The sequence below is a fragment of the Microlunatus kandeliicorticis genome (assembly GCF_014137855.1).
Taxonomy (GTDB): domain Bacteria; phylum Actinomycetota; class Actinomycetes; order Propionibacteriales; family Propionibacteriaceae; genus Microlunatus; species Microlunatus kandeliicorticis.
Genome location: NZ_JACGWT010000004.1, coordinates 395,109 through 415,260, shown reverse-complemented (window position 1 = coordinate 415,260; position 20,152 = coordinate 395,109). Strand labels below are relative to the sequence as shown.

The following is a 20,152-nucleotide window of genomic DNA, read 5'->3' as shown; positions in this document are numbered from 1 at the left end:
ACCCGATGACCACCGAGACCGCGACCGCGCGATCGGGCAGCGTCCAGTCCGTCGAACGCGCCTTCGAGCTGATCGAGATCATCGCCCGCGCCGGCGGGGAGACCACGCTGAGCGGGTTGGCCGGCGACGCCGGTCTGCCGCTGCCCACCATCCACCGGCTGCTCCGCACCCTGCTGGCGCTGGGCTACGTCCGGCAGCTGCCCAACCGGCGCTACGCGCTCGGCGCGCGGCTGATCCACCTCGGCGAGCAGGCCGGCCAGCAGATCGGCACCGGCACCCGGCCGGAGCTGCAGAAGCTGGTCGCCGACCTCGGCGAGACCGCCAACATGGCGATGCTCGACCAGGACATGGTGGTCTACGTGGCCCAGGTGCCCTCGCCGCACGCGATGCGGATGTTCACCGAGGTCGGACGCCGGGCGCACCTGCACGACACCGGCGTCGGCAAGGCCATCCTGGCCACGCTCGACGACGAGACCGTCACCGAGCTGGTCACCCGGGCCGGGATGCCGACGCCGACCCCGAAGAGCCACGGCGACCTCGACGGCCTGCTGGCCGACCTGGCCCGGATCCGGCAGCGCGGGTACGCCATCGACGACGAGGAGCAGGAGCTCGGGGTCCGCTGCTACTCGGTGGCCGTCCCCGGTGCGCCGACCCCGATGGCGATCTCGGTCTCCGGTCCGCTGACCCGGGTGGATCTCGGGTTCGGCGACAAGGCCGTCCCGCTGCTCGAGGCGGCCGCGGCCCGGATCGCCCGCGCGCTCGGCTGAGGCCGCACGCCTCCCGAGCCACGGGGACGGTTCGCCCGGGAGGGCGGGCGGGCGCGGCGGTTAGAGTGGTGCGTTCGCTGAACCGCACGACCCGGGACGGGGGAGCACCACCATGCGCGTACTGGCCGCGATGTCCGGCGGGGTCGACTCCGCCGTCGCCGCCGCCCGGGCGGTCGAGGCGGGCCACGACGTCACCGGGGTGCACCTCGCGCTGAGCAAGAACCCGCAGTCGTTCCGGAGCGGTGCACGCGGCTGCTGCTCGCGCGAGGACGCGCACGACGCCCGTCGGGCCGCCGACGTGCTCGGCATCGACTTCTACGTCTGGGACCTGTCCGACCGGTTCGCCGCCGACGTGGTCGACGACTTCGTCGCCGAGTACGCCGCGGGCCACACCCCCAACCCGTGCCTGCGGTGCAACGAGAAGATCAAGTTCTCCGCGGTGCTCGACCGAGCGGTCGCCCTCGGATTCGACGCGGTCTGCACCGGTCACTACGCCCGGCTGGTCCGGCCCGACCCCGACGAGCCCGGCCGGGTCGAGCTGCACCGCGCGGTGGACGCGGCCAAGGACCAGTCCTACGTGCTCGGCGTGCTGCGTCCCGATCAGCTGGCCCGGGCGATGTTCCCGCTCGGCGACACGGTCAAGACCGACGTCCGTGCCGAGGCGGCGCGTCGCGGGCTGGCGGTGGCCGAGAAGCCGGACAGCCACGACATCTGCTTCATCCCCGACGGCGACACCCAGGGCTTCCTCGACGCTCGGCTGGGCACCCGTCCCGGCACGATCGTCGACGCCGACGGGACGGTCCTCGGGAGCCACGACGGCAGCCACCACTACACGGTCGGCCAGCGCAGGGGACTGCGGCTGGGCGTCCCCGCCGACGACGGCCGGCCGCGCTACGTGCTCGACATCTCCCCGGTGACCAACACCGTCACCGTCGGTCCGCGGGAATCGCTGCATCGACAGGAGATCCACGCCGACCGCCCGGTGTGGACCACCGGCGCCCGGAGCGGCGCCTGGCGCGGCGCGGTCCAGGTGCGCGCCCACGGCGAGCCGGTCCCGGCCACCGTCGAGATCGAGGACGGCCGGCTGCGGGCGGTCACCGACGAGCCGCTGACGGGGGTGGCCCCCGGCCAGGCCGTGGTCTGCTACGACGGCACCGCGGTGGTCGCCTCGGCCACCATCGTCCCCACCCGCTGACCGCCAGGAGCTGGCCGACCATGATCGAGTTCGACCGCCTGCCCGCGAGCGGGATCGGTTCCTGGCCGGGCGAGGACGTCGGCGAGGCCGTCCGGATGATCTTCGCCGAGGTGCCCGACCTGCCCTATCTGCCCGAGCTGCCGGCCCGCGGCGCGGCTGCCGGCATGATCGGGCGGGCGTGCGCCCAGCTGGTCGGGATGAGCGTCGACCTGCAGCCGGCCGGCTGGCGGCTGACCGACGCCCCGGGGATCGACGCCCGCCGGGCCCGCTCGCTGTTCCGCGCCGACCTCGACGCCCTCGAGGAGCACGCCCAGGGCTGGACCGGCCCGGTCAAGCTCGCGGTCACCGGGCCGTGGACGCTGGCCGCCACCGTCGAGCGACCGCGCGGCGACCTCGTGCTGGCCGACCACGGCGCGCGGCGGGACCTGGCCGAATCGCTCGCCGAGGGCCTGACCGGGCTGGTGGCCGAGCTCCGCCGCCGGCTGCCGGACGTCGGCTGGCTGGTCCAGCTCGACGAGCCGTCGCTGCCGGGCGTGCTGGCCGGGTCGCTGCCCACCGCGAGCGGGTTCTCCCGGCACCGGGCGGTGGAGCGCAACGAGGCGATCGAGACCCTCCGGACGCTCCGCGGCGCTCTCGAGGACGCCGGGGCCGACACCGCGGTGCACTGCTGCGCGGGCAGCGTCGAGCAGCCGGTGCCGTTCGAGCTGCTCCGCACCGCCGGCTTCCGCACGCTGCTGGTCGATCTCGGTCGGCTCCGCACGGCCGACTGGGACCAGGTGGCCGAGCTGCTCGAGGACGGCGGCCGGCTCGGGGCCGGTGTGCTCCGGGTCGAGGAGGCCGGCAGCCTGGGTCCGGACCGCGCCGCGGACCGGGTGCTCACCCCGCTGCGACGGCTGGGGCTCGATCCCGATCACGCCCGCCGTCTGGTGATCACGCCGTGCTGCGGGCTGGCCGGTGCGACGCCGGCCGACGCGGTCCGGGCGCACCGCGTCCTGCGCCGGGCCGCCGCAATCGTCGAGGAGCAGCTCGCCGAGTAGCCGACCGTCCAGGTGATCAGCTCGCGGTGATCATTCCGGTCGTCGTCTCGGGCGATCAACGTCCGTCGAGCAGCGCCTCGATCCGGTCGGCGAGCTCGGCGACCGGACGGCGCCCGTCGAGCTCGAGGTCCGCGGCGGCGCGGAGCAACGGCTCGACCCCCCGGTGGTGGCGGACGATCTCCTCGCGCTCGGCCCCGGTGCGGCCGTACGGGTTGGTCGGCCGGGTGGCCACCCGGCCGAGCAGCACGTCGAGCGGCGCACTGAGCAGCACGACGTGGTCGAACCGGTCGGCGAACCGGCCCTGGTTCTCCACCGTGCCGCAGACGACGACGTCGGGTTCGCGGTCGAGCAGCGCGTGCATCCGCGGCTCGTCCCAGAGCCCCCGCCGGACCTCCCAGCCGTCGACGTCGGTCTCCACCGTCGTCCGGCCGCGGGCCGCCAGCTCGGCGAGCAGCGTCGACTTGCCGGCGCCGGACATGCCGGTGATCAGGATCCGGGCCACGGCGGTCAGGCTAGCCGCGCCGGACGTGACAGGCTGCCGGCAGCAGCACCCGCGAGCAGGACGAGACCGAGGAGGCCTGGGTGAGCGACGCGTTGGCGTCCGGAGTGCTCCGGTCGGTGCACGTCGGACAGCCGCAGCCCTACCGCTGGCTCGGCCGGGAGGTGGTCACCAGCATCCACAAGCACCCGGTGACCGGGCCGGTCCGGCTGGGACGGACCAACCTCGACGGCGACGCACAGGCCGACCCGGTGAACCACGGCGGGGTCGACAAGGCGGTCTACGCCTACGCCCGCGAGGACGAGGACTGGTGGCAGGGCGAGCTCGGCCGCGAGGTGCCCGACGGCACGTTCGGGGAGAACCTGACCACCGTCGGGCTCGACCTGCACGCCGCGGTGATCGGCGAGGTCTGGCAGCTCGGGACGGCCCGGCTGCAGGTCAGCCAGCCGCGCACGCCGTGCTGGAAGCTCGGGCTGCGGATGGACGATCGGCACTTCCCGCGGCGGGCGGCGGCCTCGCGCCGGTCCGGCGCACTGCTCCGCGTCCTGACCGAGGGCGTGATCACTGCGGGCCAACCGATCACGATCACCGCGCGGCCGGCGCACGGCGTCACCGTCGCGATGATCAACGCGATCTACTACGGCGACCAGCGCGACCTGTCCCCGATCACGGACACCCCCGAGCTCGCCGACCATTGGCGGGCCTGGGCGAGCCACCGGACGATCTACCACCTCGCCGACGACGAGTCGGACGCGTGAACGAGGACGCCGACCCGCCGACCGCCGGCAGGGTGCGTCCGCTGGTGATCACCGGAGGGCCGGCGGCGGGCAAGACCACCTGTGGCCGTCGGCTGGCCGAGCAGCGCGACCGGGCCGCCTACGTCGACGCCGACGACATCCGCCAGCTGGTGGTCGCCGGTGCGGCCACGCTGTGGAGCGGGCCCGAGGGCGAGGCGCAGGCCGCGCTCGGTGCCCGGCATTGTTCCCTGCTGGCCCGGTCGTTCAGTGCGGCCGGCTTCGCGGTGGTGATCAGCGACGTGCTGACGCCCGCGACGCTCGAGGTCTACCGGCGCGAGCTGCCGGACTGCCTCGTCGTCGCGCTGCGGATCTCGTTCGGCGAGGCGCGCCGCCGGGCCGCCACCCGACCGGTGCACCTGACCGACGACGAGTTCGCCTGGCTGCACGCGCTGACCGCCCGGCCGCTCGAGGTGGACGCCGTGCTGCCCGTCGACGGTCTCTCGGTCGACGACCAGGTGGCCGAACTGCGCAGGCTCTGGAGCGGCTAGCCGCTCGGGTTCCGTTCAGGACGGCGACTGTTCTCCCGTGCCCCGGCCGCGGAGTGCAGGTGCCGTCGCTGCCGAGCGACCAGGAACGCGTCGACGGCGGTCAGCACCTCGTCCCAGGCGGCGTCGGGATCACGGTGGCCCGCGGCCGTCCGCGGATAGCGCCGGGTGGCGGCGATCGCCCGGTCGAGCAGCCGCTGCTCCTCGGCGGGGACCAGTTTGCGCTGGGCGAGCAGCTCTCGGAGCACCCGGTCGGGCTCGCGATGCCACCCCGGGTTGGACAGCGAGCGTACCCGCAGGTAACCCAGCGGATCCCACCACCGTCGGTTGGCCCACCGGCGCGACCGCGGGTGCGGCAGCTCGGCGGGGATCGGCTTCATCCCGACAGTGTGCGACAGGGCCGATCTGTCTGCACGCCTTTCCCGGACCGCCTCGACGATGCAGGGCGTCCATCGTTCTGAGCCGAGTCTGAGAAGGACGCTCGTCGCTGGCAGGCTGAGCCGGTGACCGACGCCTCACGTCCGCTGCTCGCCCTGTGGCGCCACCACCGCCGGCACCGTCCGCGGGTGATCGCCGCGGTGCTGGCCACCACCGCCAACACCGCCGCCGACGTCGCGCCGGAGCTGCTGCTCGGCATCGCGGTCGACGTGGTGGTGCGCGGGGCGGACTCGTTCGCGTCGACGCTGCTGGGCATCGAGAGCCGGTTCGGCCAGCTGGTCGCGGTCGCGGTCCTCAACGTGATCGTCTGGGTGATCGAGTCGGCCACCGACTACCTGGCCGCGGTGCTCTGGCGCGGGCTGTCGCAGTCGGTCGAGCACGAGCTGCGGGTCGAGACCTACGCCAACGTCCAGCAGCTCGACGTGTCCTGGCACGAGGGCTCGGCGCCCGGCCGGGTGCTCAGCGTGATCAGCGAGGACGTCAACCAGCTCGAGCGCTTCCTCGACGTCGGCGCCCGGGTGATCCTGCACACCGCCTGGACGGTGATCTTCGTCGGCGCCGTGTTCGCCGCCTCCTCCTGGCAGCTGATGCTGCTCGCCTTCATCCCGGTCCCGGTCATCGTCTGGGGGTCGATCCGCTTCCAGAAGGTGCTCGAGCCGCGCTACAAGGCGGTCCGCGAGGCGGCCGGCGAGGTCAGCGCCACGGTCTCGGCGAACCTCGGCGGCTTGGCCACGATCAAGGCGTTCACCGCCGAACGGCGCGAGGCCGAGCGCGTCCGTGACGTCAGCGAGGGCTACCGGCAGGCCAACCGGCTGGCCATCCGCAGCTCGGCCGCGTTCGTCCCGCTGATCAGGATGGCGATCCTCGCCGGGTTCACCTCGACGCTGCTGCTCGGTGGCTGGTTCGTGCTCGAGGGCCGGATCGAGATCGGGCTCTACACGGTGCTGGTGTTCATGACCCAGCGGCTGCTCTGGCCGCTGACCGACCTCGGCCAGACCCTCGACCTCTACCAGCGGGCGATGGCCTCCACCCGGCGCATCTCCACCCTGATGAACCAGCGCGGCGAGCAGCAGCCCGGCCACACCGTGCTCCCCGCCCCGGTGCGCGGCCGGATCGAGCTGCGCGGCGTCCGGTTCGGCTACGCCGACGGTCCGGACATCCTCCGCGGGCTCGACCTGGTGGTGCCGGCCGGCGAGACGCACGCCGTGGTCGGCGCGACCGGGGCCGGCAAGTCGAGCGTGCTGCGGCTGGTGCTCCGGTTCTCCGACCCGCGCGAGGGACAGGTGCTGCTCGACGGCACCGACGTCCGCGACCTCGCCTGGGAGTCGCTGCGCGGGGCGATCGGTTACGTCAGCCAGGACGTGTTCCTGTTCCACGGCACCATCCGGGACAACATCGCCTACGGCCGCCCGGACGCAACCGACGCCGAGGTCCGCGAAGCGGCCCGACTGGCCGAGGCGTCGCGGTTCGTCGAGGAGACCGCCGACGGCTACGACACCGTCGTCGGTGAGCGCGGCCTCACGCTGTCCGGCGGTCAGCGGCAGCGGATCGCGTTGGCCCGGGCGATCCTCCGCGACCCCGCGGTGCTGGTGCTCGACGAGGCGACCTCGGCGGTCGACAACGAGACCGAGGCGGCCATCCAGCGCTCGCTCGCCCACGTCACCGCGGACCGGACGGCGCTGGTGGTCGCGCACCGGCTGTCCACCGTCCGCGACGCCGACCGGATCTGGGTGCTGGCCGAGGGCCGGGTGGTCGAGTCCGGCACCCACGACGAGCTGGTCGGGGCCGGCGGGCTCTACGCCGGGTTGTGGGCCGTGCAGACCGGCGCGGCCGCGCTCTCGGCGGTCGACTGACCGTTCCCGCGGGCGGGTGGACTGTCGGTGGCCACGGCTAGGTTGAGACGGTGACCGAGACCTCTGAGGTGCCGCCCGCCACGGACGTCGAGCCGCAGGCCGAGCCGAGCGTCGAGGCGCGCGAGCGACACCGCGAGCTCAGCGAGATCATCGAAGACCACCGCTGGCGCTACTACGTGCTCGACCGGCCGACGGTGGCCGACGGCGAGTTCGACGCGCTGATGGGCGAGCTGGAGGGGCTCGAGGAGCAGTTCCCGGCGCTCCGCACGCCGGACTCGCCCACCCAGAAGGTCGGCGGTGCCCCGGCCACCACGTTCGACGCGGTCACCCACCTGCAACCGATGACCAGCCTCGACAACTGCTTCAGCGAGGACGAGCTCAAGCAGTGGGCCCAGCGCGCGATCCGCGAGCTCGGCGAAGCCCAGATCACCCGGTCGGGCTTCCTCTGCGAGCTCAAGGTCGACGGACTGGCCATCGACCTCGTCTACGAGCGCGGGCGGCTGACCCGGGCGGCCACCCGCGGCGACGGGCGGGTCGGTGAGGACGTCACCGGCAACGTCCGGACCATCGCCCAGATCCCGCACCGGCTCACCCGCGGGACGCTCGCCTCGGGCGAGGAGGGCCCGCCGCTGCCCGAACTGCTCGAGGTCCGCGGCGAGATCTTCTTGTCGGTGCAGGCGTTCGAGCGGGTCAACGCCGGGCTGATGGACGAGGGCAAGCCGCCGTTCGCCAACCCGCGCAACGCCGCCGCCGGCTCGCTGCGGCAGAAGAACCCCAAGGTCACCGCCAGCCGCGGGCTCGGCTTCGTCGCGCACGGGCTCGGGCTGGTCGAGGGCTTCCGCGCCGACCGGCTCTCCGCGGTCTACGAGGCGCTCGCGTCCTGGGGGCTCCCGGTGGGCCGGCACACCCGGTTGTGCCGCACCCTCGACGACGTCTGGAGCTACATCGGCGAGATCGGGGCGCACCGGCACGACTACGAGCACGAGATCGACGGCGCGGTGATCAAGCTCGACGAGCGCGCGGTGCAGGACCAGCTCGGGTTCACCTCGCGCGCACCGCGCTGGGCGATCGCCTTCAAGTACCCGCCGGAGGAGGTGACCACCAAACTGCTCGACATCGCGGTCAACGTCGGCCGGACCGGCCGGGTGACCCCGTTCGGGGTGATGGAACCGGTGCTGGTCGCCGGCTCGACCGTCTCCCAGGCCACCCTGCACAACGCCAGCGAGGTCAAGCGCAAGAACGTGCTGATCGGCGACACGGTGGTGCTCCGCAAGGCCGGCGACGTGATCCCCGAGATCGTCGGACCGGTGCTCGACCTGCGCGACGAGTCCGCGGTCCGGGCGTTCGTGATGCCGACGCACTGCCCGGCCTGCGGGACCGAGCTCAAGCCCGAGAAGGAGGGCGACGCCGACATCCGCTGCCCGAACACCCGCTCGTGCCCGGCTCAGCTGCAGGGCCGGATCTTCCACGTGGCCAGCCGCGAGGGTCTGGACATCGAGGTGCTCGGCGACTCGGCCGCACGGGCCCTGCTCGACGCCGGGCTGATCACCGACGAGGGCGACCTGTTCGACCTGACCGAGGAGAAGCTGCTCCGGGCCGACCTGTTCCGCACCAAGGCCGGCGCGCTGTCGGCCAACGGTCGCAAGCTGCTGGCCAACCTCGAGGAGGCCAAGACCCGTCCGCTCGACAAGTTCCTGGTGTCGCTGTCGATCCGGCACGTCGGCAAGGGGGTGGCCCCCGACATCGCCCGTGCCTTCGGTGACATCGACCGGCTGGCCGCGGCCAGCGAGCAGGAGCTGGCCGAGGTCGAGGGCATCGGGCCGACGCTGGCGGCGGCGATCACCGAGTGGTTCTCGGTCGACTGGCACCGCGAGATCGTCCGGAAGTGGAAGGCGGCCGGCGCGGTGATGAAGGACGAGCCCCGCGAGCTGCTCGACCAGAGCCTGGCCGGGCTGTCGGTGGTGGTCACCGGGTCGCTCGAGGGGTTCACCCGCGACTCGGCGGCCGAGGCGATCACCGCCCGCGGCGGCAAGGTGGCCTCGTCGGTGTCGAAGAAGACCTCGTTCGTCGTGGTGGGGGAGTCGCCCGGGTCGAAGTACGACAAGGCGGTGGCGCTCAAGGTGCCGATCCTCGACGCCGACGGGTTCGCCGCCCTGCTCGACGAGGGACCGGACGCCGCCGCGGCGGTGGCGCGGACCGGGGAATGAACCCGGGCCCCACGTAGGCTGACCGACGTGTCGAGGTTCAAGCGGGTGTTCAGCAACCTGAATCTGAACGGGACGACACCGCCGCGCGTCCAGCCGACCATCGGCGAGTGGGGCCCGGTCAAGGTGCCGAGCACCAAGCAGAAGAAGCGGATGCGGATCTGGGTCGGACTGGCCCTCTTCGGCGCGATGCTCGCCTGCTTCCTGCTCGGCTGGTACGTCTTCTACGTCACCACCGGCTACATCGGTTTCGGCCTCGACAAGAAGTGACCGGCGACGCCCCCGGGCGTACCCCGGGCCGTCGGCCGAACACCCGGCTCAGCTGAACGGGTGCCGCCACCCCGGCGGCAGGATGCCCAGCCCCAGCGCGACCAGCACGAACCGGAGCGTGCGGCCGAGCAGCACAGCCAGCGCGAACCACTGCGGGCGCATCCGGGTGGCCCCGGCGAGCAGCGCCACGGCGTAGAGCGGCGGCAGCCCGATCACCGCGGCCACGAAGGTGATCGGCAGCCCCCACCGCTTGCTCCCCACCAGCCTCAGCAATCGGCGGCCGAGCCGGCGGACGCCCCGGCGGAAGCCACCGACCGGGCGGCCGTGCGAGCGGGCCCGGTGCCGGCGGACGAACGGGAAGTCCTTGCCGCGCCGGACGCCGTAGAAGAGCAGCAGCTTGCCCACGGTCTGGCCCATCGCGACCCCGACGGCGATCGGGACGGTGCCGGCCACCGCGGTGACCTGCGACCCCAGCACGTAGGCCTCGGCGTTGATCACCGGGAAGACCGCCGAGACCACACCGAACCCGATCGAGGTGAGCAACGCGATCACGTCGCCCCAGGTCACGGGGGCACCGTACCGGCCCGCCCGGCCAGGCCGCGGGCGGTGCGGTGATCGTCAGGCGGTGGGGATGAGGTGTGCGAGGTGGTTGAGCCGCGCGATCTCCGAGTCGAGGAAGGCCGGACCGCCGATCCGGCCGACCACCACCACCCGGTTGTGGTCGATCGGCGCGACCACCACGGTCGAGTCGTCGTACCCGGGCAGCCAGTCACCCTCGATGACGAGGCGGTGGGTGCTGTCGAACGGCGCCAGCCGGGAGGCGGCGGCGTGGTCGAGCCGGGGCGCGTGGTCGGTGCTGTAGACGGCGTGGATCTGCCCGTCGTCCTCGCTGCCGGTCCCGTCAGCGCCGGTGTGTCCCGGCAGCTGGAGCAGGGTCGACCAGTGCGAACGGAACACGGTCGGGGCCGCGGCGACCAGCGTCTCGGCGGCGTGCTCGGGGTCGGCGGTCATCCGCTCGAGCGTCTCGAGGTCCGACTGCAGCCCGCCGCCCTCCGGGTACCGGGAGATCCACTCGACGTTCACCCCGTCGAGCCCCTGGCAGGCGCTGACCAGCGCGTCGGGCAACTTGTCGGTGGGCAGCGTGAGCATGAAGTCGTCGATGACCGTGCCGCCGAGCTTCTGGACGATCTCCACCGCGACGATGTCGGCGCCGACCGAGCCCATGGCCGTCGCCACGGACCCCAATGACCCCGGGACGTCGGGCAGGGACACACGCACCAGAAACACGCGGTCATCTTGTCCCAGCGGTATTACCGCAGCATTTCATGTCCAGGGATCGGTGAGGACGCGGCGCTCCGCCGGAATGTGCTGTCCCCTTTCCCGCTCGACCCGTGAAAGGGGTCCTCACCAGGGGAGATGTCGACGCGGCCCCTTGGCTTGCCGGCCTTTCCCCGGCCTGTCACCGGCATTCGTGCACCCGACTCGCATCAACTTCGTCGACCGGCGTGGCGGTCCTCGCCGATTCGCCGGACGGCGGCGTGACAAGCTCCTCCCGTGCCTCGATTCGAGCCTTTCCGCGCCTGGCGCTACGCCGACGCGGACCGCCTGGCCGAGCTGATCGCGCCGCCCTACGACGTGCTCTCCGAGGAGGAGATCGCCGCCCTGGCGGCTCGGTCCCCGCACAACATCGTCCACGTCGACGACCCGCGCGGGGAGGACCGCTACCGGCGGGCCGGCGACCTGTTCCGGCGCTGGTGCACCGACGGTGTGCTGGTCCGCGACGACCGTCCGAGCTTCACCGTCTACCGGCTGGGGTTCACCGACGCCACCGGCGCGGACCGGGAGATCTCCGGCGTCCTCGGCGGTCTCGAGGTGCTCGACCCGGGCGTGGACGGCGGCGCCGGCCGGGTGCTGCCGCACGAGCGGACCACGCCCAAGGCGTCGACCGACCGGCTCGAGCTGACCCGCGCCACCCGCGCGAACCTGTCGCCGGTCTGGGGGCTGTCCCTCGCCACCGGGCTCAGCGCGGCGCTGGCCGACCCCGGGCAGCCGGTCGGCGAGGTGCTCGACCACGAGGTGGACGGCGGACCGGTCCGGCACCGGGTCGAACGGATCGACGACCCGGACCGAGTGGAGGCGATCGCCGCGCTGCTGGCCGCCGACGACGTCCTGATCGCCGACGGCCACCACCGCTACGGCGTCGCCCGCGAGTATCGCGACGAGCGGCGCGCGGCCGCACGGGCGGACAGCACCGAGGTCGCCGCCGCGGAGCGGACCCTCGCCTTCGTCAACGAGCTCGCGCCCGAGCAGCTCAGCGTCGAGGCCATCCACCGGCTCTACCGCGGGGTCGGGCCGGACGCGTTGCGGGCCGCGCTCGACCGGCGGTTCGTCCGCGACCCGCTGCCCGCCGGGCGAGCCGGGGACACCGACCCGTCGGCCGACGCCGCGCTGCTGGCCGCGATGGCCGCGGACGGGTTCCTGGTGCTGCTCGGGCCCGACGGAGCCGAGCGGCTCACCCCGCGGCCCGGCGCCTTCGACGGTGTCCGCGCCCTCGACGGGCTCTGGCTGGAGGAGTCGCTGGCCGACCTGGCCGGACTCGAGGTGGACTACCAGCACGGCGTGGCGCAGGCCCGAGCCGTGGTCGCTGACGGACGCGCGGTCGCGGCCGTGCTGATCCGCCCGGTGGGGGTCGCCGAGATCGAGCGGACCGCTCGCGAGGGGCTGCTGATGCCGCCCAAGTCGACCTTCTTCACGCCGAAGCTCAAGACGGGTCTGCTGGTCCGCCCGCTCGACTGAGCGGACCGGCGCGGGCCGGGGCGGGCCGTGCGCGCACCCTAGGATGGTCGGTCGGGAGTGCCGCCGTCCGCGGTCGGCCGCCCTCAGCGACGACGAACGAAGGAGTGACCCCGTGGCCTTGAGCCCGGACGACGTGGCCGCGCTGGCCCAGCTGGCCCGGATCGACCTGACCCCGGAGGAGCTCGCGCACCTGGCGCCGCAGCTCGACGACATCCTGGCCAGCGTCCAGCAGGTCTCCGAGGTGGCCGCGGCCGACATCCCGCCGACCTCGCACCCGCTGCCGCTGACCAACGTCTTCCGCACCGACGAGGTGCGTCCGGGGCTGGACCGGGAGGCTGCCCTGGCCGGCGCCCCGGCCGCGGAGGACGACCGGTTCCGGGTGCCGCGGATCCTCGGGGAGGCGCAGTGAGCGCCCCGACCACCCCGGCCGCCACGGCCACCGGTGACCCGACCCGGCGCACCGCGGTCGACCTCGCCGCCGCGATCGCCGCGGGCGAGACCAGTGCCGTCGAGGTCACCCGGGCCCACCTGGACCGGATCGAGGCGGTCGACGAGGCCGTCCACGCGTTCCTGCACGTCGACGGCGAGCGCGCGCTCGCGTCCGCCGCGGAGGTCGACCGCCGGCGCGCCGACGGGGAGCCGCTCGGTCCGCTGGCCGGCGTCCCGCTGGCCCTCAAGGACGTCCTGACCTACGCCGGCGCGCCGACCACCTGCGGATCCAAGATCCTCGAGGGCTGGCGTCCGCCGTACAACGCGACGGTCACCCAGCGACTGCTCGACGCCGGCATCGTCATCCTCGGCAAGACCAACCTCGACGAGTTCGCGATGGGCTCCTCGACCGAGAACTCGGCCTACGGGCCGACCCACAACCCGTGGGACCTCGACCGGATCCCCGGCGGGTCCGGCGGCGGTTCGGCGGCCGCACTGGCCGCCTTCGAGGCGCCGCTCGCCATCGGCACCGACACCGGCGGCTCGATCCGCCAGCCGGCCGCGGTGACCGGCACCGTCGGGGTCAAGCCGACCTACGGCGGCACCTCGCGCTACGGGCTGGTCGCGCTGGCCTCGAGCCTCGACCAGCCGGGCCCGTGTGCGCGCTCGGTGCTCGACACCGCGCTGCTGCACGCGGTGATCGCCGGACACGACCCGCGCGACTCGACCTCGATCGACGCCCCGGTGCCCGACGTGGTCGCCGCGGCCCGCTCGGGCGACGTCGCCGGCCTCCGGGTCGGCGTCGTCCGCGAGCTCGGTGGCGAGGGCTACGCCCCCGGCGTGGAGCAGCGGTTCCGCGAGAGCGTCGACCTGCTCGCCGCGGCCGGGGCGGAGATCGTCGAGGTGTCCTGCCCGCACTTCCGCTACGCCCTGCCCGCCTACTACCTGATCCTGCCGAGCGAGGCGAGCTCCAACCTGGCCAAGTTCGACGCCATGCGGTTCGGGCTGCGGGTCGGCGACGACGGCGTGGCCAGCGCCGAGCAGGTGATGGCCGCGACCCGCGAGGCCGGGTTCGGCGCCGAGGTGAAGCGCCGGATCATCCTCGGCACGTACGCGCTGTCGTCGGGCTACTACGACGCCTACTACGGCCAGGCGCAGAAGGTCCGGACGCTGGTGATCCGCGACTTCGAGAACGCGTTCGCGGCCGCCGACGTCCTGGTCAGCCCGACCACCCCGACCACGGCGTTCCGGCTCGGGGAGCGGGTGGACGACCCGCTGGCCATGTACGCCAACGACCTGTGCACCATCCCCTCGAACCTGGCCGGCAACGCGTCGGCCTCGTTCCCGGTCGGGCTGTCGCCCGACGACGGCCTGCCGGTGGGGCTGCAGGTGATCGCCCCGCCGCTGGCCGACGACCGGCTCTACCGGGTCGGCGCCGCGCTCGAGCGGGCCCTCGGGGAGCAGTGGGGCGGTCCGCTGCTCGACCGGATCCCCGAACCGACCGCCCGACCGTCCGTGGAGGTGCAGGCATGAGCGAGCCGGTGCTCGACTACGACGAGGTGCTCGAGCGCTTCGACCCTGTGCTCGGGCTCGAGGTTCACGTCGAGCTCAACACCGCCTCGAAGATGTTCTGCGGCTGCTCGACCGCGTTCGGTGCCGAGCCCAACACGCAGGTCTGCCCGGTCTGTCTCGGGCTGCCGGGATCGCTGCCGGTGGTCAACGGGACGGCGGTGGAGAGCGCGATGCGGATCGGGCTCGCGCTGAACTGCTCGATCGCCGAGTGGTGCCGGTTCGCCCGGAAGAACTACTTCTATCCGGACATGCCGAAGAACTTTCAGATCAGCCAGTACGACGAGCCGATCGCCTACGACGGCTGGACCGAGGTGGAGGTCGACGGCACCAGCTACCGGATCGGCATCGAGCGCGCCCACATGGAGGAGGACACCGGCAAGTCGCTGCACGTCGGCGGCGCGACCGGGCGGATCCACGGCGCCGACCACTCGCTGCTCGACTACAACCGGGCCGGCGTGCCGCTGATCGAGATCGTCACCAAGCCGATCGAGGGCACCGGGGCCAAGGCGCCCGAGGTGGCCCGGGCCTACGTGGCGATGCTCCGCGACCTGTTGCGCGGGCTCGGCGTCTCCGACGTCCGGATGGAGCAGGGCTCGCTGCGCTGCGACGCGAACGTGTCGCTCCGGCCGCGGCCCGAGCCGGGTGAGCCGGAGGCGCCGTACGGCACCCGGACCGAGACCAAGAACGTCAACAGCCTGCGCAGCGTCGAACGGGCCATCCGCTACGAGATGACCCGGCAGGCTGCCCGGCTCCAGGCCGGTCAGACGGTCACCCAGGAGACCCGGCACTTCCAGGAGAACAGCGGGACCACCATCGCCGGCCGGAGCAAGGAACAGGCCGAGGACTACCGCTACTTCCCCGAGCCCGACCTGGTGCCGGTCGCCCCGGACCGGGAGTGGGTCGAACGGCTCCGCGCCGGGCTGCCCGAGGCGCCGGCGGTCCGGCTGCGCCGGGTCAGCGAGGCCTGGGGCTTCAGCGAGCTCGAGCTGCGCGACGTGGTCAACGCCGGTGCGGTGGGGCTGATCGAGGAGACCGTGACCGCCGGCGCCAGCCCGCAGGCGGCGCGCAAGTGGTGGCTGGGCGAGCTGGCCCGTCGGGCCAACGAGACCGGCGTCGAGCTCGACGCGGTGGGGGTGACCCCCGCCCAGGTGGCCGCCGTCCAGCGGTTGATCGACGCCGGCACCATCAACGACAAGCTGGCCCGACAGGTCTTCGACGGCGTGCTGGCCGGCGAGGGCGACCCGGAGCAGGTGGTCGCGGCCCGCGGGCTCGCGGTGGTCTCCGACGACGGGGCCCTCGGGGCCGCCGTGGACGAGGCGATCGCCGCAAACCCGGACGTCGCCGACAAGATCCGGGCCGGCAAGGTCGCCGCCGCCGGTGCGCTGATCGGTGCGGTGATGAAGCAGATGCGCGGTCAGGCGGATGCGGCCCGGGTGCGCGAGCTGATCCTGAGCAAGCTCGGCTGAGCGCCGGTCGGGCCGGACCGGAGGAGGAACCGTGACCGTTCTCGTGACCGGGATCGGCGGCCGGATCGGCCGGCTGACCGCGGACCTGCTCCGTGCCCGCGGCGTCGCGGTGCGCGCCACCTCGTCCCGGCCCGAGCGGCTCGGCGATCTGGGCTTCCCGGTCGTCGCGGCCGACCTCCGCCGGCCGGAGAGCCTCCGGCCGGCGCTCGAGGGTGTCGACGGGCTGCTGCTCTACTCCGCCGGCGGTCCGGCCGAGGCGCTGACCCCCGTGCTCCGCGAGGCCGGAGCGTCCGACGGGCTGCGCCGGGTCGCGGTGGTCTCGTCGCTGTCGGTCGAGGCGCCGGAGATGGACGCGATGGCCGAGCACTTCGTGGCCGTCGAACGGGCCGTCGAGGCCAGCGGTGTCTCCTGGACGTCGCTGCGGGGCGGCTACTTCGCCACCAACACCCTGGCCTGGGCCCACGAGCTGCGGGCCACCGGAACGGTGTCGCTGCCGTTCCCGGACAGCTACGCCGAGCCGGTGCACGAGGCCGATCTCGCCGACCTCGCCGTGGCCGCCCTGACCGGCGACGAGCACGCCGGCCGGGCCTATCCGGTGACCGGTCCGGAGAGCCTGACCCAGGCGGCGATGGCCGGGCTGATCGGTGAGGTGACCGGCCGATCGGTGACCGTGCGGCCGGTCGATCCGGAGGAGTGGCAGGCGAACGTCGCCCGACACGCTCCGGCGGGCGTCGCCGAGTCGCTGGTGGCGATGATGCGCGCCGCCGACGGCCGGCCCGGGCGGACCGACCGGACCGTCGCCGCAGCCAGGCTCATGCCGCGTCCCTTCCGCACCTGGGTCAGCGACCACGCCGAGGACTTCACCGGCTGAGCGTGGGACCGAGCGAATACCGGTCGTCGGCGCTCGTCGCCTAGTTTCAGCGTATCGTGAACGTTGTGAACAGCCCGAACGGCGATCCGGTAGCGGTCGACCGGTTCGTCGAGAGCTTCGCCGCCCAGCTCACCGACGCGGGGATGCCGCGGATGGCCTCGCGGGTCTTCGTGCTGCTGCTGACCCGGCAGGAGGGCGCGGCCACGGCCACCGAGCTCGCCGAGCGGCTGCGGGCCAGCGCCGGCGCGGTCTCCGGCGCCGTCCGCTACCTGATCCAGGTCAAGCTCGTCGACCGCGAGCAACTGCCGGGCTCACGGCGCGACTACTACCGCGTCCGTCCGGGCGTCTGGTACTCCGCCGTGCTCGACCAGCAGCCCCGCTACGTCCGCTGGCACGCCCAGCTCGGCGAGGGGATGGACGCGGTCGGCCCGGACACCGAGGCGGGCCGGCGGCTCGCCGAGACCCGTGACTTCTTCGACTACCTGGCGACCGAGATGCCCGCGCTGGTCGAGCGCTGGCAGGCCCGGCACCGTCCCTGAACCGGTCCGACCCGGACCGGATCCACACCTGACCCACTCCCGACCCACCCCGTCAGCCGCGTGCAGATCCGCGGCAGAAGGACGCACTGATGTCCGACCTCGACACCTCTCCGGATCCCGCAGCGGCGCCCCGGACCCCGCACCAGCCGGAACCGCTGGTGCTCGACCTGACCGAGCTCGGCCGCGACGACGTCGCCGTGGCCGGCGGCAAGGGCGCGAACCTCGGTGAGCTGACCCGGGCCGCCTTCCCGGTCCCGGCCGGCTTCGTGGTCACCACCGCGGCGTACCGCCGGTTCGTCACCGCCGCCGGACTCGACGACCTGATCGTCACCGCGCTCGCCGGACCCGGCACCGAGCCCGCGGCGGCCGCCCAGCGGATCGCCTCCGCCTTCGCCGCGGCCGAGCCGGACCCGGAGCTGCGCGCGGCGGTCCTCGACCACTGGCGGCGCTCGGTCGGCGCTGACGAGCCGCTCGCCGTCCGGTCCTCGGCCACCGCCGAGGACCTCGCCGACGCGAGCTTCGCCGGCCAGCAGGAGAGCTATCTGAACGTCCGCGGCGCCGACGACCTGCTGGTCGCGATCCGCGACTGCTGGGCCTCGCTGTGGACCGAGCGCGCCATCGCCTACCGCGCCCGGCAGGAGGTCGACACCGAGTCGATCGCGCTCGCCGTCGTCGTCCAGCGGCTGGTGCCGGCCGAGGCCGCCGGGGTGATGTTCACCGCCAACCCGGCCAACGGCCGCCGCGACCAGCTGGTGATCGCCGCGTCCTGGGGGCTGGGGGAGTCGGTGGTCGGCGGTCACGTCGACACCGACGAGGTGGTGGTCGACGCCGCCAGCCGGGTCGTGGTCTCCCGCCGCACGGCCGACAAGCGGACGATGACCGTCACCACCGAGCACCGGACCACCGAACAGCCGGTGCCGGACGCGCTGGCCCGCGCCACCGTGCTCGACGACGCCGCCGCGGCCGAGCTGGCCGGGCTCGGGCTGGCCGTCCAGGAACACTTCGGCGCGCCGCAGGACCTCGAGTGGACCCGCACCGCGGACGGCTTCGCGCTGGTGCAGTCCCGGCCGATCACCGCGCTGCCCGAGCCGGAGGGCCCGGTCCCGGACCGCTGGCCGGTCGAGCCCGGCAGCTGGTATTTCCGGGCCAGCATCGTCGAGCAGCTGCCCGACCCGCTGACCCCGCTGTTCGCCGACCTCATCGACCCCGCGGTCAGCACCTCGCTGCGCGAGATGATGAGCGAGCTGATCGGTGCGACGGTCGTCCGGCCCGAGGACGCGTCGCTGCCGACCGTGAACGGCTACGCCTACTACCGCTACTCCTACGGCGGGATGGTCCGGCTGACCCTGCGCACGCCGCTCGCCCTGATGCTCTATCTCCGGCGTGGCGACCAGGGCGTCATCCCGCGCTGGCGCGAGCACGCGCACCCGCGCTACCAGGCGGCGGTCGCCGCCTGGCACGACCGCGACCTGACGACGGTCGGGTCGCGCGAGCTCCGCGAGGGCGTCGCCGCGCTGCTCACCGAGGGCTGCGCCTACTACACCTCGGTCCAGACGATCATCCCGTACGCGGCCACCACCGAGGTGGTGCTGACCCGGTTCTGGGCCGGTGTCCGCCGTCCCGACGAGCCGAGCGCGGCGACGCTGCTGCTCGGCTTCGACAGCGCGCCGATCCGGGCCGAGAAGTCGCTGTGGGACCTGGCCGCCTGGGCGCGGAGCCGGCCTGGGCTGGCCGAGTGGCTCGCGCGGGCCGACGACGCCACGGTGCTCGGTCTGCTCGACCGGAGCCCGTCGGAGGCGGCGGACGGAGAGGGCGAGGACGGAGAGGGCGAGGACGCCGACCGCGCGGCGTTCGGGCGTCGGTTCGCCGCCCACCTCGACACCTGGGGCCACAGCGTCTACAACCTCGACTTCGCCAACGCCGTCCCGGCCGACGACCCGGCCCCGGTGCTGGCCACGCTGCGCTTCTACCTGCGCGGCGAGGGCACCGACCCCTACGCCCGGCAGGCGGCCGCCGCCGAGCGCCGGGACCGGCTGGCCGGGCAGGTCCGCGCCCGGCTCGATCCGGTGCGCCGCCGGGTGTTCGACCGGTTGCTCCGCTGGGCCCAGCAGGGCGCGCCGGTCCGCGAGGACGCGCTCGCCGACGTCGGTCTGGCCTGGCCGCAGCTGCGCCGGATGCTCGCCGAGCTGGGGCGCCGGCTGGTCGCGGCCGGTGCGCTGGAACGTGCCGAGCAGGTCTACTGGCTGACCGCCGCCGAGCTCGACGCCTGGATCGCCGAGGACCCGAGCGCGCCGGCCGCCGACGTCCTGGCCGAGCGGATCGCCGAGCGACGCCGCGTGTGGCGGGGTCGCCGGCGGGCCACGCCGCCGCAGGGACTGCCGGTCAACGGGGCGATGGCGCTGATGGAGTCGGTGATGCCGGCCCGCAGCCAGGAGGCCGGCGGCTCGGTGCTCCGCGGGATCGGGGCCAGCGCCGGCCGGGTGACCGCACCGGCCCGGGTGCTCGCGGGACCGGAGGAGTTCGGCCTCATGCAGCCGGGGGAGGTGCTGGTCGCCTCGATCACCACGCCCGCGTGGACGCCGCTGTTCGCGATGGCCTCGGCGGTGGTGACCGACATCGGCGGCCCGCTCAGCCACAGCTCGATCGTGGCCCGCGAGTACGGCATCCCCGCCGTGCTCGGCACCTCGGAGGCCACCCGGCGGATCCGCAGCGGTCAGCCGGTGACCGTCGACGGCGACACGGGTCTCGTCTCGCTCGAGGCCGAGGACCAGGACGGTGACCCCGGTGCGGGGGACGATCGGGGAGCGGGTGACGGCCGGGCCGCAGCCGGGCGTCGGGGCCGGGCGGTCGCGCTCGGCGCTCTGGGCGCCGGTGCGGTGGCGCTAATCGTCCGTCGCCGCCGGGCTGCCCGGCAGGAGTGACCGGGACGGCGTC

The 20,152-nt window shown here is 73.9% G+C and carries 19 protein-coding genes; 15 read left to right on the top strand and 4 right to left on the bottom strand.

What is annotated here, in order from left to right; genetic code table 11:
- Positions 1-5: 5 nt before the first annotated feature.
- The 3 genes from FHX74_RS14145 (at position 6) to FHX74_RS14135 (ending at position 2,999) form a co-directional block, all read left to right on the top strand.
- A complete protein-coding gene (locus tag FHX74_RS14145; RefSeq protein WP_182560804.1) occupies positions 6-767 on the top strand; it encodes an IclR family transcriptional regulator in 762 nt (253 codons plus the stop codon).
- 112 nt (positions 768-879) lie between these two features.
- A complete protein-coding gene (gene mnmA / locus FHX74_RS14140; RefSeq protein WP_182560803.1) occupies positions 880-1,962 on the top strand; it encodes a tRNA 2-thiouridine(34) synthase MnmA in 1,083 nt (360 codons plus the stop codon).
- A gap of 20 nt (positions 1,963-1,982) precedes the next feature.
- Positions 1,983-2,999 (top strand): uroporphyrinogen decarboxylase/cobalamine-independent methonine synthase family protein, encoded by a 1,017-nt coding sequence (locus FHX74_RS14135; RefSeq protein WP_182560802.1) that lies wholly within the window; start codon positions 1,983-1,985, stop codon positions 2,997-2,999.
- A gap of 55 nt (positions 3,000-3,054) precedes the next feature.
- On the opposite strand, the gene FHX74_RS14130 is transcribed toward FHX74_RS14135, so the two are convergent.
- Positions 3,055-3,501, bottom strand: a complete 447-nt coding sequence (locus FHX74_RS14130) for an AAA family ATPase (protein WP_182560801.1) — start codon at positions 3,499-3,501, stop codon at positions 3,055-3,057.
- 80 nt (positions 3,502-3,581) lie between these two features.
- On the opposite strand from FHX74_RS14130, the gene FHX74_RS14125 reads away from it, so the two are divergent.
- Together FHX74_RS14125 and FHX74_RS14120 are read left to right on the top strand one after the other, a co-directional pair.
- The gene (locus FHX74_RS14125) at positions 3,582-4,256 is read left to right on the top strand and encodes an MOSC domain-containing protein (RefSeq protein ID WP_220483933.1); all 675 of its coding nucleotides are present in this window, start codon (positions 3,582-3,584) and stop codon (positions 4,254-4,256) included.
- Positions 4,253-4,783: a nucleoside/nucleotide kinase family protein gene (locus tag FHX74_RS14120; RefSeq protein WP_182560800.1), complete on the top strand. Its 531-nt coding sequence runs from the start codon at positions 4,253-4,255 to the stop codon at positions 4,781-4,783. The genes FHX74_RS14125 and FHX74_RS14120 overlap by 4 nt, the downstream gene beginning before the upstream one ends.
- On the opposite strand, the gene FHX74_RS14115 is transcribed toward FHX74_RS14120, so the two are convergent.
- On the bottom strand, positions 4,780-5,160 hold the full coding sequence (locus FHX74_RS14115) for a hypothetical protein (RefSeq protein WP_182560799.1): 381 nt from the start codon (positions 5,158-5,160) through the stop codon (positions 4,780-4,782). The two genes, FHX74_RS14120 and FHX74_RS14115, sit on opposite strands and share 4 nt — an antisense overlap.
- A 123-nt stretch (positions 5,161-5,283) precedes the next feature.
- On the opposite strand from FHX74_RS14115, the gene FHX74_RS14110 reads away from it, so the two are divergent.
- Genes FHX74_RS14110 through FHX74_RS14100 form a run of 3 tightly spaced genes read left to right on the top strand, consistent with a single transcriptional unit; the run spans position 5,284 to position 9,545 of the window.
- Positions 5,284-7,071: an ABC transporter ATP-binding protein gene (locus FHX74_RS14110; protein ID WP_182560798.1), complete on the top strand. Its 1,788-nt coding sequence runs from the start codon at positions 5,284-5,286 to the stop codon at positions 7,069-7,071.
- A gap of 50 nt (positions 7,072-7,121) precedes the next feature.
- Positions 7,122-9,278, top strand: coding sequence for an NAD-dependent DNA ligase LigA (gene ligA / locus FHX74_RS14105; protein ID WP_328823828.1), 2,157 nt, complete (start codon positions 7,122-7,124; stop codon positions 9,276-9,278).
- A 27-nt stretch (positions 9,279-9,305) separates the two neighbouring features.
- Positions 9,306-9,545, top strand: coding sequence for a hypothetical protein (locus FHX74_RS14100; RefSeq protein WP_182560797.1), 240 nt, complete (start codon positions 9,306-9,308; stop codon positions 9,543-9,545).
- 48 nt (positions 9,546-9,593) lie between these two features.
- On the opposite strand, the gene FHX74_RS14095 is transcribed toward FHX74_RS14100, so the two are convergent.
- Together FHX74_RS14095 and FHX74_RS14090 are read right to left on the bottom strand one after the other, a co-directional pair.
- Positions 9,594-10,112 (bottom strand): hypothetical protein, encoded by a 519-nt coding sequence (locus FHX74_RS14095; RefSeq protein ID WP_182560796.1) that lies wholly within the window; start codon positions 10,110-10,112, stop codon positions 9,594-9,596.
- 51 nt (positions 10,113-10,163) lie between these two features.
- A complete protein-coding gene (locus tag FHX74_RS14090) occupies positions 10,164-10,826 on the bottom strand; it encodes an ACT domain-containing protein (protein ID WP_182560950.1) in 663 nt (220 codons plus the stop codon).
- A gap of 273 nt (positions 10,827-11,099) precedes the next feature.
- Between FHX74_RS14090 and FHX74_RS14085 the strand changes: the two genes are divergently transcribed.
- The 7 genes from FHX74_RS14085 to FHX74_RS14055 all read left to right on the top strand — a co-directional run bounded on the left by FHX74_RS14085 (position 11,100) and on the right by FHX74_RS14055 (position 20,139).
- Complete coding sequence (locus FHX74_RS14085) at positions 11,100-12,341, top strand: DUF1015 family protein (RefSeq protein ID WP_182560795.1); 1,242 nt, start codon at positions 11,100-11,102, stop codon at positions 12,339-12,341.
- Positions 12,342-12,453: 112 nt separating this feature from the next.
- Entirely contained in the window at positions 12,454-12,750 is a 297-nt protein-coding gene (gene gatC / locus FHX74_RS14080; protein WP_328823827.1) for an Asp-tRNA(Asn)/Glu-tRNA(Gln) amidotransferase subunit GatC, read from the top strand.
- Positions 12,747-14,303 (top strand): Asp-tRNA(Asn)/Glu-tRNA(Gln) amidotransferase subunit GatA, encoded by a 1,557-nt coding sequence (gene gatA, locus FHX74_RS14075; protein WP_182560793.1) that lies wholly within the window; start codon positions 12,747-12,749, stop codon positions 14,301-14,303. The genes gatC and gatA overlap by 4 nt, the downstream gene beginning before the upstream one ends.
- On the top strand, positions 14,300-15,808 hold the full coding sequence (gene gatB, locus FHX74_RS14070; RefSeq protein WP_182560792.1) for an Asp-tRNA(Asn)/Glu-tRNA(Gln) amidotransferase subunit GatB: 1,509 nt from the start codon (positions 14,300-14,302) through the stop codon (positions 15,806-15,808). The genes gatA and gatB overlap by 4 nt, the downstream gene beginning before the upstream one ends.
- A gap of 31 nt (positions 15,809-15,839) precedes the next feature.
- Entirely contained in the window at positions 15,840-16,679 is an 840-nt protein-coding gene (locus tag FHX74_RS14065) for an NAD(P)H-binding protein (protein WP_182560791.1), read from the top strand.
- Between the two features lie 65 nt (positions 16,680-16,744).
- Positions 16,745-17,218, top strand: a complete 474-nt coding sequence (locus tag FHX74_RS14060; protein ID WP_220483932.1) for a GbsR/MarR family transcriptional regulator — start codon at positions 16,745-16,747, stop codon at positions 17,216-17,218.
- Positions 17,219-17,307: 89 nt separating this feature from the next.
- Entirely contained in the window at positions 17,308-20,139 is a 2,832-nt protein-coding gene (locus FHX74_RS14055; RefSeq protein ID WP_220483931.1) for a PEP/pyruvate-binding domain-containing protein, read from the top strand.
- The last annotated feature ends 13 nt before the right edge of the window (positions 20,140-20,152 follow it).